The organism is Paenibacillus sp. FSL H7-0331, assembly GCF_001956045.1.
Genome location: NZ_MRTH01000001.1, coordinates 365,241 through 379,323 on the forward strand (window position 1 = coordinate 365,241; position 14,083 = coordinate 379,323).

Genomic DNA, 14,083 nt, shown 5'->3' on the forward strand with positions numbered 1-14,083 from the left:
AAAAAGTATACGCTTAAGCCTTGCGCCAAAGGAATGGACGAATCAGAGCCGCTTATGGACATATCTCATTTGTTGCGACTTCCGCCCGACATCAGGGATTAGACTTACTTCATATAGTCCGAGGGTGCCAAGCCCGTAACCTTTTTGAAGACGCGGCTGAAATACAAAGGATCGGAATAACCTACTCGATCCGCTATATCCTTCAACAGTAAGCCAGATGAATCGCTCATCAGCTTCTTAGCCTGATGAACTCGCCATTGGGTTAAATATTCACCGGGCGTAACCCCACGGAATTTTTTGAACATGGCGCTTAAATAATTGGGTACCAGATTAAACCGCCTGGACAAATCCTGAAGGGTAATAGGCAGCGAGTAGTTGGCCTGCAAATACTGCTCGATTTGTACAATGATTTCCTCTTGATGATCACTGATTCGGGTACCGGAAGCTGCACTGTCCATCAAGGTGCTATATGTATATTCAGCTCCGGCCAGCAGCTCCGGATAGGTCAAGGAATGGAGCAGAAGCGAATCCAGCTCCATCCCTGCAAGGATGAACTGCTCATCCGAAATCAATTTAAAATGCTCTGGAAACATAAAAAGAATTTGCTTCAAGCCATTTTCGATAGTGATTTGGCTGGCTTCCTGTCGCTCCCAGCCGTGTACGATGTCAAAGATCGCATCGAGGATCGGCTGCTTCTGCCGCAGCTCCATCGCCTGAAGGAGCGTACGATAATAGGGCTGCATAGGCGCAGGCTTGCGGTCAGCACATTCATCCATTACGCTGGATCGGCCGAACAGCAGACCAAGCCGCATCCTTTTGCCTGTAGTTTGCAGCACCTGCCTGAGTCCTGACAATTCGGTCACGGGTTGCTGCACAATGGTCAGGGGGATGGCTAACCGGTCCGCCCTGTGCAGCAGTTCCTGAATCAATCCCTGCGCAGCCTGAAGTACTGATTCTATGGATTCCTTGCTTCCTACCAGCAGAAAGCGTTCATTTTCTTTCTCTGTATCCAGTATCCAGCAGCCATAGGGTTCAGCTATCATCTTCCGTATAATGGCCTCCGCGTAATCCGACTGCCAAAATAACTTGCCCGGATGCATATGATCCTCATAAGCTTGGCCCATAGAGCCTGCGCACAGCATGTAGACAACGTAATGAGCATATCTCATCGAATTGGGCAGCCGATCAACGGCTCCCTGCTCCACAACAGCTGCCCACAGCCCCTTCTCCCGTCTTCTCACTTGCTCGTTGACGCCCGCCTCGACCCGCTTAAGCAGTTCCTGCAAATCCGGAATCGTCACCGGCTTCAGCAGATAATCCTCGGCCTGCAGTTGGATCGCCTTGCGCGTATAATGGAAATCGTCATACGAGCTTACAATGACAGTAGCGATATCCGGCCGCTGCCGCTTGGCTTCAGCGATAAGCTGAAGTCCATCCATCACCGGCATACGAATATCGGTAAACAGTACATCAGGCCGTAATTGTGCGAGCATGTCGAGTGCCTGCTCCCCGTTAAAGGCTTCCCCCAGCACCTGAAAACGCGGACCAGCCTCCTCTATCATTTTTCTTAATGCCCGGCAATACGGCGCTTCATCGTCCACGACGACAACTGTCGGCATTGGCCCCAGCTCCCTCTTAATCAGCTTTGAATGCTGTACGCTATTGCAGCATGTACATAAAAGATCGTTCACTGCGCCGCATGTAGCTGTGTCCCCTTCCACCAGCCGATGCGCACGATGGCTCCCTGGTCCTCCCCATTCAGCAGCTCTAAGCAAACCCGACTGCCAAAATGGTAGTACAGCCGTGCATACGTGTTGATCGTACCCGCTCCGCTCTCCTCCTTCCATTCATCAGGAGTCCCGCTATCCTTCTGTGCGCGAGATGTTGGTGAATAAACACTGAATGTACCTGCCGCAACCTCGGCAGCCTGTTCGGCAAAATCAACTAAATAGGACTCCGAAAATCCACAACCGTCATCCCGAATTTCAATAAACTGCCTTTGATCCCTTTCATACCCTGTAATCGTGATTTTCCAGGGATAATTGGTATTGGCAAAGCCGTGCTTGAAGCAGTTTTCCACAAACGGCTGGAGCGTAATCTTGGGAAGGGATTGTTCCAGCAGCCGCTCATCAACATCAATTACAAAGTCGAGATGGTCCTCGTAACGGATTTTCATAATATTCAGGTAGTTCAGCGTATGCCTGATTTCCTCCCGCAGCGTGACCGGCTGCCCACCCGCATAAGTGATATAGCGAAACATCCCGACCAGCATCGTTGATAGCTGATTGATGCTGCTATTGCCCGTTTCATAGCCCAAAGCGCCGATCAAGGAAAGCGTATTGTACAAAAAGTGTGGATTGATTTGTGCCTGGAGAGCTGCAAAATGAGACCTGAGCTCACGTGAGCGAGCCTCGATGGACTGCTCCTTCGATTCCTCCAGTCGCTCCAGCATTTTACGAAAGGATTGGTACAAGTGATGCAGCTCATTGTGCGTATTTTGCAGCTCCACGCCCCTGAACAATTTCGATTCACGCATATCCGGAATTGCATCCAGATGCACTTGATTCATCGTGTCACGCAGCTGCCGAAGCGGCTTCAGGAGACGCTTTGTGGAGAAATACAAGGTTAACAGTGTTAATAAAATAATCAGAAAAGCCGTGATGCTGAATATATATCCGGCTTGGCGGGTTGGTGCCAGCAGTTCCTGCTCCGGCTCTGCGATCATAACGGTCCAGTCCGAATAAGGGGCATGCTGATAAATAAGCAAATCCCGGGAGCCGTCCGGCATATCAATCCAGGCAAATTCATTCCCGGATGGCAAGGATGGAGATGCAGCGGAATTCTGTAAAAAAGCCTGACGATGCGGCTCAAAACGTTCTGTAAGTATGGGATTACGGGGAAATATCCATTCTCCGGTGCGGCTGATCATCATCACCTGCTTGCTGCCGGTTTGTCCGGAAGAGCTGATCTTATCCAGGTATTCGGCCGGCAGCTGGATCTCGACTAACGTATTGGGGGTCAAATCCTCTCCCAGCTTGCGAATAACCGAAATCACCTCACGGTTCGATTCGCGATCCCAATCGTCCCTGTGCGGCGGAAGCAGCAGGCGGTATTCCGATTTGCTGCTCAGTTGATTGAACCAGGGCGATTCTCTTGCTTGCTTCGACGCCCGTGCCTTGTCATAATAGGCACCCGTTCCGAAGAAAGCGCCGGAGCGGCTCAAAATCGATACCCGATTAAAAATTTGCGGGTCCAGGCCGACAATGGAGGTAATCAGCTCTCTCATTTTGTAGGCTGCCTCCAGGTTATTCTCGAAGTAGCTTTCGGCATTCTCCTGATAAGGCATATAAAAAAACGTGTTGGCAATCGTGGGATTGTATTTGATTTGCATAACCAGCCTGTCCATCGTATACAGCGAATTATCGAGCTGCTGGGTAATACTTGCCGCTTCTCCCCGATAAGTACGAATAATCGTCTCTACATTTACCTTCTGGTAATACCAATAAAAGACGCTGAATGCAATCGCGATGATCATCGTAACGAGCAACGAAAACGTAATAAACAGCTTCGTCTGAAAGCTGAACGGTCGTCTCATAGCCCCAACTGCAGATCATCCCCTGCCAGCGTCCTTGCATAAGGAAGTATTTCTTCCCATTTTACATTCTGCAACCATTGTCTTTGGTTCATCTCGACACTCACCCCACTCCGGTTTTATTTCCAATATAACGGATATAGGCCCAGGATAAGATAGGTCTCACTTAAGGTTTAACCCGCTTCATTTAAGTTATTGGTTTGTGAGGGGCAGGCCGCTCCTGTAAGCATGCGGGGACAAGGTCTTTTGTTTCTTAAAAGCCAGATAAAACGCCTTATAGTCCGCATACCCGACCTCCAATGCAATCTGCGCAATTTTTTTGTCCGGGTCCCGCATCATTTCGCAGGCTCTATCAATCCGGACAAGCTGAGTATACTGGGAAACCGTCAGGCCTGTTGCCTCTTTAAAGAGGTGTGAAAAATAATTTTTGCTGAAAAAGGTTTTTTTGGCTAGCTCGGCAAGCTGAATTGGTTCGTGAAAATGGGTGTCCAGATAAAGCAGTGCCGCTTCGATTTCCGAAGCCTTTTTGTGCTGACGCTCATTGCCTGTGCTGCGCTTCTGAAAGCCCCTCATCATCATAACAATCAGCTCAATCGTATAAGCTCTTAGAATCGCACTATGTCCGGGCATACGTTGATTGTATTCCATGTCCATTTTATGAATAAGCTGATCAAACTCACGCTGCTCGTCGAGGCTTAATCTCAGGTCCTCGCGGAACGGTTCGTCCGCCCAGCTATCTTTGAATAAATAGGAAAGCGTCAAGCTTGTAAAATCGTGAAACAAACGCAGGCTGTCATCCAAAAATCCCGGTTTGAACAAAATGTTGTAGGTTACCAGCTCCTGCTGCTCAGCTGTACGGTAAAACGTATGTGTCACCTCATAATTAATGAGAAACAAATCCCCTTTTGCCACCTCATATATCTGTTCTCCGACAACATGGTAACCAGAACCCGAATAGACATAACAAATTTCCACGAAATCGTGAGAATGGAAACTTCTGTCCTCCATCATCGATTCCGAATGCTTGACAATACTGAAGCTCTCGCCTTCTCTGAAAAATCGGTTGCCCTGAAACACAACACTTGCTTTCGATTCACCCATGTACTTGTCTCCCTCCGATAATCGGAATATGTACCATACGAAGTCTGACTTTACACCATCCTCATCCATCCACAATCCCTTTACGATAGAACTGTTAGAACTTTCCTCTAACCATACAACGAAAAAGGTGGCAAAATCCATGATCAAAGCGTTAGCCGTAACGGAGCTTGGCAAAAAAGCGGAAATTATCGAAATCGCGTATCCTCAGCTTGACGATGATTCGATTATTATTAAAACAGCTTATTCGGGCATAAGCATAGGTACTGAAATGTGGATTGCAGAAGGAAAAAGAGCGGATTACGGTCCACCTCCGTTTGTAAATGGCTATCAGGCCAGCGGGCAAGTTGTGGAAGTGGGACAACACGCAGTCGGGATGTTCCAACCGGGAGATTGGGTGACGGTGTTTTGCAGCGGAGCGCATGCACAATATGTGAAGGCTAGCAGGCATCTTGCCCACAAACTGACCTCGCCAGAATCGCTAAAAGCATGCGCCATGTTCGTTCAACCGAGTGTTGCGGCTAACGCCTGGAACAAGGCCGGGATCCGTACAGGAGATGTTGTTTATATCGTCGGGCAAGGGTTGATCGGGCAATGTGCAGCCATGCTTGCTAAGCTCCGTGGCGCTTATGTCATCACCTCGGATATTGCGACAGATCGTCTTCAGCGCTCCCGTGAGCTATGTGCGGATTGGGTGATCGATTCCAACGAGCAGCGGGCAGTGGCAGCGATCAAAGAACGATTCCTCGGGGGTGTTGACATCGTTGCGGAATCGACAGGCTTTGAAGCTTTGCTCGACGATGCCTTGGATACATGCAAAAACAAAGGAACCTTCGTTTTCCTCGGCTGGTACCCCGATCGGGTCAGCTTCCATTTTAATATCCCTCACAGCAAACAACTGGATGCCGTGTTTCCTTGCTTCATCGGGGATTATCCGGTTCGTGAAGGGGTTATACGCCTTATCGAATCCGGTACTCTGAATATGGCAAAGCTCATATCCCACGAGCTGAACTGGGATGCTTCAGCCGATGTGTACAACCAGCTGTTTACCAGCAAGCGCAATTCTTATAATGGCATCGTTATTCGATGGGAATAGGAGATCTATATGACGATATTACTAACTGGAGCAAGCGGATTTATCGGACAAAGGCTGCTCGAACGACTATCGACAGATGCTCATGAGGATGTCGTCTGCCTGTCGCGAAGTCCTGTCAATCCTTCCGTCGCTGTTATCCGCGGGAACTATGACCGATTTGAAGATTTGCGGCTTCTGGACGAATTCAGCATCGACACCGTTGTACATCTCGCCGCGGTTACCGGGGGCTGCAGCGAAGAAGACGGACTATCGATCAACCTACTTGGCACAAGAAGACTATACCGTTATTTGCTCGATCGGGGAGCGACCCGTTTTGTTGGAGCCAGCTCGATCGCAGCAGTGGGCTGCCTGGATAACGAATTTCTTCCACAGCAGCTCCCTATTCCTGATGATCACATCTGTCTGGCCAAAGATGCCTATGGTTTAAGCAAATTCATGCTGGAGCAGCTAACGTATTACTTTCAGCGAAACCACACAGATGCTACCTTTATTAACCTGCGATTGGGTAGTGTCGTGTCCGATGACAGCTGGACACCTCCCGTCGTGACAGCAGCTACGAAATTAACCATACCGTTTGTCCGCTTAAGCCATATTTATGCCAGCGATGTTGTCGAAGCCATCGTTCATGCCATCCATGCCCCCCTTCAAGCAGGAGCCTATACATGGAACATGGTTGGTCCTGAAAGCAGCTGCAGCATTCCTACAATAGCTATGCTGAGCGCCATATTGGGAGAACGTGCGGAGCAATTCGATCTATCCTATTATGAACAGCCGGGCCATGCATACAAGCCTATTTTTTCAATGGAAAATGTGCAACGGGAGCTCGGCTTTGCACCGGGGAAATCGACAAGAGCTCAGTAGCCTATTCATGCTGCAATTCTATCTGATACAATTCGACTACGATCCGAACCTATAGTTGGCTACAAGACAAATGCGGCTTGGCTCAGAGTAATGACTCTGTGCGGGCCGCATTTGCCGTTTAGAGAAACCTAATCGAGCCCATTCTCCAGCCAGGCTTCTGTCACATATTTCCCTAACAAATAGTATTTGCGGTCGGGGTACCAGAGCACCGTTTTCCCATTAAATTGCGTCAAGCTGGGGTAAGTGGCAATCTCGCTTGTACCCTTGGGTCCTATCGTTAAACCGTCTGTATCCACAAACAGTTTAGGTTTCCCGAACCAGAGCGGCTGACGGGCTCCTTCAACATAACGTCCGCAGCTTAGGTAAGCGGGACGGCGGTTATGAAGCGCATGATGCGGCCCGTATTCCCCCAGATTTCCATCATTATTGTGAAATACAAGCACGAACCGGCCATCCTGGAGCGGATATACGGGACATGAAGCAATAGGTTGGCGAATGGGCTCCCCATCATCACGATAACGAAGCATTTGTGGAGGGGTCCAGTTCTCTCCATCATCACTCGAAACCGAATACCAGATAAATCCTGTAAACGTTCGCATCACGCAAAATAAACGACCATCGGGAAGCAGTACAAGGCTTGGCTCCTGTGCGACGGACAGCTCGGGATTCCCGGGAAAAGGCACTGCAAGTCCCTCGCTGCCTTGGGGAAGCCAGGTGATCTTCAACCGTTCGGGGTCCGGTCCTTCGTCGATATTGTCGAATCGCATGAACAGGGATCGAGAATCCTTGCTGTACCAGCCAACCTTGGGGACATCGTAGACTTCACGGCTGCTCCACTGTGTATAACCTGTCATCCAGCGGCCCTGACTGTCGCGAATCGGCTTCTGCCAACCGATCCAGTTACGTGGCACCTTAGGATCAGGGTGATCATACCGGTTCCGATCCATCGGAATATCAGTGCCCGGTATCCATGTATATCCATCATCATCTGAATACACGCAGCCCATCGTACCGGTCGTCTGTGAATCCAAGTCATGAATGCCGATATCTTTCGTATAAAAGATATACATACGCCCCTGCTCCGATACAACAGGAAAACCCCAGCTTGCCTGTCCGCCTCTCTCGCCCCGACGCGCTCCGGCTACATAAACTGGCTCCGACCATTCAAGCTGATCCTTACTCCGTGACAGAACCAGATGGTTGTCACCGTGTCCCTCCACAGAGCTTTGTGTCCATAATGCCAGCCATTCGCCCTTGGGACTTTCAAATACGAGAAAATGCTCATTATCTCCGGTATACGCATCCTCCTTGGGCACAAAAACCGTTATATCGGGATTGCTTCTTTTCCATTCATCCACTTGTATCGCAGGTTTCATCGTCATCTTCTTGTGTTCCTTCCTTTCCACAGAAAACCTCTAGGGTTTTCGCATATAGGTGAAGCTGGGTTCCGACTTATCCTTCTGCAAACGATTGACTTCCTCGGTGACCTGATCGCCTCCGGACTTTTTCCATTTGCCGACCATTTCATCAAATGTTGTATCCACGTCCAGCTTCGATTCCAAAAGCATTCGTGTATACCCTTCTTCAATAATTTGACGAAGAAGCGCTGATTTCTCCTGAAGTGACGGGATCACCACATTAGGACGAAGGTAATCATACATAATGTTCTTCTCGTACGTGTCGAGCTTGTGCATCATGTAATCAGCCATATCCCTGGGTACGAATTTGGTATATTTCTCCGGATCGGTAAACAGCCATTCGGGCTGCAGCAGCTCAAGTCCGACGTTCGTGCTGTATTGGGGATCTTTTTTTTCATTGTCAAAAGGAAGTTTGACCCCGTTATCAATCCGATACGTTTTGCCCTCCACGCCGTATTGAATAAGGTCATATCCACCTGTAATCTGATACTCCAGATAACGAAGCGCAGCCTCCGGGTTCTTGGAACGACTGGAAATTTGATTTGTCCGGTTAATCGGCGTGGCCGGAAGATTAATACTCAGGACATTCCCCTTATGATGGATCGGGTCCAAAATCTCTGTCTTCAATGACGGCATCACGGCAAGCTGCCGATAATCGCCAATATTCAGAATAAGCACACCCACCTTGCCTGACTTGAACTTGTCGATTCCGATTGTTTTGCCAACCAGAAAGTCGGGGTCCATCAGACCCTGCTGACGCAATGTACGCAGAAATTTCAGAGCCTCCTTGACTCCAGGCTGGACCAAACCATATTGAAGCTGATTGGCATCCGTACTTGCTGGTGACCATCCGGGATTGACCCCGAATAATGAAAATAACCCGTTCAGATTGGAAATCTGATTGTCCTTAAAGGTAAGGGGTATCGTATCATTCACCCTGTTGCCATCAGGATCCTGGTCACGAAAGGCGATCAATACCTCGACCAGCCCATCGAGCGTTGTTGGTGTTGTCAAACCAAGCTTGTCGAGCCAGTCCTTGCGAATTACGATGCCTTGCCCTCCACGATCCCGCATCCAGGGAACTCCATAAATATGACCGTCCGTCGGATTGCGCATATACTCCCAGGTCTGTGCGCTGAACGCTTGCTTCAGCTTAGGAAATTTGGGAAGTAAATCATCCAGCGGCAAAAACACACCCTGATCGATCAATGCATTATGCTCGGGATCATTCGGACTGTACGTATTCACAATGTCTGGAATATCACCACCCGCCATTTTAACGGAAAGCCTTGTCTTGTATTCACTATAAGGGGGTGTTTCATAGGTAACCTCCACATGCGTCTCCTTCTCCAGCAGCTTCTCAAGCTCCGAGTCCGGATGATAGATATGTCCCGGAAACAGCGGTTTGATCACGGTAAGCTTAGGAATCGGCTCCATCTGATTATCCTTACTGTCCGCTTGATTACTGCCGTCACTGCATCCGGTCAGGGCTATCCAAACCAGCAGTGCCACCATAGCTCTGAATGCGATGTTATTGCTCAAACCGGTAACCCCCTTATAAGGTACAGGGCCCAACTCACCCTGATTCTAGTCCTTCCCACCACATACCGAAAGATGGTTTATTTAATGTTTCACCGTGCTTTATACAGTTCATGCTGGTTTTCCTGTTCCTCATGCCCGATTACGGGATGGACCAGTGTGACCTTGCAGCCGCCCCCAGCCCGATTTTCCATATAGATACCATAGCCCTCGTCTGCTCCAAACCGCAGCTTCAATCTTCTGTCCGCGTTGTATAGACCGACACCTGATTCCTGATTGCCTCCGGACTGCTCGATGAATGCAAAATGCGCCGATAAATCCTGCTCGCTACCTGCTCCGTTATCCTCCACACAGCAAATAAGGCGGTCGCCGGATTGGTACACCGATAAGATAATTTTTCCAGTACCTTCCTTCATCTTCTTGACCGCATGCTTGATGGCATTCTCCACAAGCGGCTGTACGGTAAGCTTCATAAATGGAAAATGAAGAATATTCGGCTGCACCTGAAAAAAGACAGCGAATGCATCGTGATTCCGCTGCAGCTCGATGCTCAAATAATTGCGCACATGCTGGATCTCTCGCTCCACCGTCGTCAGTTCTTCTCCATTGTTAATACTGAAACGGAGCAAATTGGATAGTGCCGTAACCATATTTACGATTGCCGGCTCTTGGGCCTTCTCGGCTTTCCATTTGATCGTATCCATCGTATTGTACAAAAAGTGCGGGTTCATTTGATGAATCAGCGTCCGGATTTCCAAACGTCTTTTTTCCTCTTCAAACTGCTTGGTTTTGCCAATCAGCTCGATCATCCCCGTAATCATCGAATTATAGCCACGAATCAACTGTCCGATCTCATCTGTTCGTTTCCTGTAGCTGTCAAAATACACGAGCTCCCCCAGCAAAATGCGGCGCATATGGCGGACCAGCGATTTGATCGGAATCGTTATTTTACGCACGATAATTAATAGAAGAATGCTCATAACTGAAATGCCTGACACGACCAGTATCCAGGTAAACTGCTTAATGTTCTCAATAGGACCCATCAGCTCAGAGACCGGAATTAATGCGGTAATGCTCCAGCCTGCCGTTCCAAGCGTCTTGGCGGCCTCGTAATAATCGGTACCCTGGATTCTGGTCTGGAGCACCGAGGTATTCGTCTTCACTGTGCTCGGTGTTATAGCCAGATCTGCGCCTTCCTTTTGATTCGATCTGGTAGCTACGATTCTCCCTGCATCATTGACCATATAAAAGCTTAGCTGCTCCAGACGCTCGGGAATGATCAGCTGGTTAGCCAGCAGAAAGCTCGGAACCCGTATCGTAAGCACACCAAGCGGCTGCAGCTGAGGGAAGTCGCGAATCGCCCGGACATACAGCAAATCCGTAGTACGCTCCCCATTCACGGAATAGACATGCCAGTATCCGCGCCCCTCCATTTGCAGTGCCTGCTTGAACCACGGCTCCTCTCCCGTAATACCGCCCGCATAATTCGGGTATTTGGCAGGCTGCTTGGGATAAATGTTCAGCTCGTACTCACCCTTAAGCTCATCCAGCACCGGATTCATCAATCTTATAAAATCAAATTCATTGAGTAGGCTGTCCGGAGCAGGCTCTCTGAGCAGCGCCTTTACTTTATCTGATTCCAGTACCTTCTCCGAGCGTTGTTCAATTCTCGTCATCAGGGTATCCACACGTTGGGCATTGTGCTGCAAATTATCAAGTAGGAACGCATTCGTCACGTTACGGATTTGCTCGCTTGAATTGCTGAACGACAAATATCCCAGCAGTATGGTTGGGATTGTCACAACGGATAGCAGCAGCAGGCTGATTTTGGCATATAAATTCAGGTTGATCATGGCTGTTGGCACACTCCGTTCATTTGCCATACCGGTATTCTTTGGGTGACATCCCCGTCCGTTTTTTAAATATTTTCCCGAAATGCTGCAGGTCCAAATATCCGATTTTTGAAGCGATTTCATATATTTTCAGATTGGATTCACGAAGCAGTCTTCTCGCCTTCTCAATACGCAGCTCAATCACGTAATCGGAAAAGGTTTGGCCTGTTTCCTTCTTGAACAAATGACTCAGCCATACCGGATGAATCGCAAGCTTATCGGCAATGCCCTGGAGCGTAATATCTTTATCAAATTCCTCGCCTATCATGACCTTGGCCTGCTCAATAATCGCATTGCCTGTTCCGGATATCTGAGAGGTTACTTTGTCAGACAAGTCTTGAAAATAGGCACACAGCTCGTGCTTGACTGAATCTATCGATTCGTAGCATTCAAGACGTTCCCACAGCGATAAAGAGATTTGATCCAGATAAATGCCTGACTTTTCGTTGACTAGCGTTTGAATATCCATAATCCAGTCCAGGCAGTTTTGGGCCAGCTGCTTGCGATGAATGAGCTGCGTTAACCGGACGATGCTTTCCACTTTGTCCCGAACCGCTCTGACCATGCCGTCACGGTCACCGGAGATCAGCGCAGCAGCGCACCGTTCATTGACATCCGCCGTTGTACGTTCCGGCAAGCCATCCTCCATCTCCTGGTAGTAAAGCTCCGGCTTACGGTTGGCAGCCGCCCAACGGAGTGCTTGATTGGACTGTTCGTAGGCGTCAAATAAAGCCTGAAACGAAAACATCGTGCCGCTGACGCCAAAATGCAGCTCGTGACGCTGGTACTTGCGGACATTGTGGCGAATGGCCTCCATCATTTCCTCCAGATCGGGGTATGCGGTTATTACGATCCAACGGTTATGGACGTTTTTCAGCAGATAGGAGGAGTGGAACTGCTCCATCGTCTCTCCGGCTATGTTGCCGACGGAAAACAGCTGCAGTTCCATGTCCTTATCGCTTTCCGGTACCTCACCGCTAACGCCAAAGGCCATCAGATGATAGGAGGAAGTCGTCAGCCAGGTTAAATTCCACAGCTGCAGCCGGTGGTAAATGTGCTCCTGCAGCTGTGTTTTTTTGGTACAAAAGCTCAGTATGTATTGGTCCATCAGCATCCGGGTGCCCATCTGCGCATGCTCGATCCGATGCTGCATTTCGAACCGCTGCCGCTCCTCCTCATGGATCATTGCCACAATTTTGAGCAGCTTTTGCTTGAATTCAGCTTTATCGAAAGGCTTGAGCACATAATCAAGCGCACCTAACTGCAAGCTCCGCTGCGCATAGGAAAATTCATTATAACTGCTGATTACGACAACCTTGGGCTCGTAATCGGAGATTTGCATCACTTCATCCAGCAGCTCCAGCCCTGACAACCGCGGAAGTACAATATCCGTTACAATAATCCGCGGAAACAGCGTACGGATCATCTCTCTGGCATCCTCCGCGTTACCGATAGCGTAGATATGACCGATTGAGGGGTCAAGCTGTTGAAGGGAAGTGCGAATACCTTCCAGTACCTCACCCTCGTCTTCGATGATCAAAATATCTATCGATGGATTCAATACGGTCGCCTCCCTTCGGTTTTACAACGAGTGTTTTAGTTCTATTATAATCGATACACATACGATCATGTTCAAAAATCGATCTTTCAGTGAACGGCTTGATAACCTCATACAGCCGTGTATGTCATTGTACCAAGGCTCAGGTACAAACAATACACGGCTGCATATATTTTTGAGGGGGGTTACTTAAACTGCCGAAGCCATCAGTCGGATTTGGCAATCAAATATTGATTCCAGGCCTGAAGTACGGTGTCACCGGTGAGAACCATTCGGTCTGCTTCGATGAAAGCAGCAGCCAATCTGACTCTAAGCTTATCCAGTAAAGCTCCCGGCTTGAACTGCATATCCAGCTCAATCGGTCCGGCGATTGTATAGGGTGTCAGCCTCTTCGCTGCCGTGGCGCATTCCAGCGCACCAGCTTTCAGCAGAGCTGCTGTCCGCGAAGGTGGATAGCAGGCGGCAGCGGTGTCGCCTAGCGACTGCTTGACACTAACCGTAATCGTTCCTGGCAGCAGTGCCTCCGTTTCCTTCACACCCTCTGAATCCGCCGTAACCATAACGAGAGACACGCCTGCCTCGCCTGCCATTAATGCTTCCAGTCCGATCTCGCCTACAACAACACCATTTACGCTCATTCTGATGATATCATGCTCATAGTTATGATTGAGCAGCGCCCCCGGCATCGAAGCCTTCGCATGAAGACCGAGAAGAATCATCCCATCGAAGCTGCCATCCAGATAGGCTAGGTTCTCGGGCCCGTAATGCGGCTTGCCGCATATTGCGGTAACCCTTGGGTCCAGTTGGAACAGATCGACATTCGTACCGTAAAAATGAATGTCATACAACCATACCTCATCCTCTTCGGCTTGCAAGAGTCCCTCCAGTACAGCTGCCAAATCATGCTTCAGCATTTGCAGGCCAAACCCATAGTCTTCGGCGCCAGGCACGACCTGCTTCATATTGACAACACCTGTCAAGCCTTCCATATCTACACGAATCATCCATTTCATCTGCTTAATCCTCCCC

General features: G+C 49.1%; 10 protein-coding genes. 2 read left to right on the plus strand and 8 right to left on the minus strand.

The window, feature by feature from the left end:
- Window positions 1–104: 104 nt before the first annotated feature.
- From BK127_RS01745 to BK127_RS01755, 3 genes are all read right to left on the minus strand, one after another.
- Window positions 105–1,619, minus strand: a complete 1,515-nt coding sequence (locus tag BK127_RS01745) for a response regulator transcription factor (RefSeq protein ID WP_076227931.1) — start codon at window positions 1,617–1,619, stop codon at window positions 105–107.
- Between the two features lie 68 nt (window positions 1,620–1,687).
- On the minus strand, window positions 1,688–3,595 hold the full coding sequence (locus BK127_RS01750) for a cache domain-containing sensor histidine kinase (RefSeq protein ID WP_076227933.1): 1,908 nt from the start codon (window positions 3,593–3,595) through the stop codon (window positions 1,688–1,690).
- Between the two features lie 189 nt (window positions 3,596–3,784).
- Window positions 3,785–4,693: an AraC family transcriptional regulator gene (locus BK127_RS01755; RefSeq protein WP_076227935.1), complete on the minus strand. Its 909-nt coding sequence runs from the start codon at window positions 4,691–4,693 to the stop codon at window positions 3,785–3,787.
- 139 nt (window positions 4,694–4,832) lie between these two features.
- On the opposite strand from BK127_RS01755, the gene BK127_RS42885 reads away from it, so the two are divergent.
- Entirely contained in the window at window positions 4,833–5,786 is a 954-nt protein-coding gene (locus BK127_RS42885; protein WP_076227937.1) for a zinc-dependent alcohol dehydrogenase, read from the plus strand.
- 9 nt (window positions 5,787–5,795) lie between these two features.
- A complete protein-coding gene (locus BK127_RS01765; protein ID WP_076227940.1) occupies window positions 5,796–6,647 on the plus strand; it encodes an NAD-dependent epimerase/dehydratase family protein in 852 nt (283 codons plus the stop codon).
- A 128-nt stretch (window positions 6,648–6,775) separates the two neighbouring features.
- Here the strand turns inward: BK127_RS01765 and BK127_RS01770 are convergent, their stop codons facing one another.
- The 5 genes from BK127_RS01770 to BK127_RS01790 all read right to left on the minus strand — a co-directional run bounded on the left by BK127_RS01770 (window position 6,776) and on the right by BK127_RS01790 (window position 14,067).
- A complete protein-coding gene (locus tag BK127_RS01770; protein WP_179097351.1) occupies window positions 6,776–8,023 on the minus strand; it encodes a sialidase family protein in 1,248 nt (415 codons plus the stop codon).
- Window positions 8,024–8,062: 39 nt separating this feature from the next.
- A complete protein-coding gene (locus BK127_RS01775) occupies window positions 8,063–9,607 on the minus strand; it encodes an extracellular solute-binding protein (protein ID WP_076227945.1) in 1,545 nt (514 codons plus the stop codon).
- 89 nt (window positions 9,608–9,696) lie between these two features.
- Window positions 9,697–11,487 (minus strand): sensor histidine kinase, encoded by a 1,791-nt coding sequence (locus BK127_RS01780; protein WP_179097352.1) that lies wholly within the window; start codon window positions 11,485–11,487, stop codon window positions 9,697–9,699.
- Window positions 11,477–13,057: a response regulator transcription factor gene (locus BK127_RS01785; protein ID WP_076227949.1), complete on the minus strand. Its 1,581-nt coding sequence runs from the start codon at window positions 13,055–13,057 to the stop codon at window positions 11,477–11,479. The genes BK127_RS01780 and BK127_RS01785 overlap by 11 nt, the downstream gene beginning before the upstream one ends.
- 203 nt (window positions 13,058–13,260) lie before the next feature.
- Window positions 13,261–14,067 carry a M55 family metallopeptidase gene (locus tag BK127_RS01790; RefSeq protein WP_076227951.1) on the minus strand — a complete coding sequence of 269 codons (807 nt, stop codon included), beginning with the start codon at window positions 14,065–14,067 and terminating at the stop codon, window positions 13,261–13,263.
- Between the last annotated feature and the right edge of the window lie 16 nt (window positions 14,068–14,083).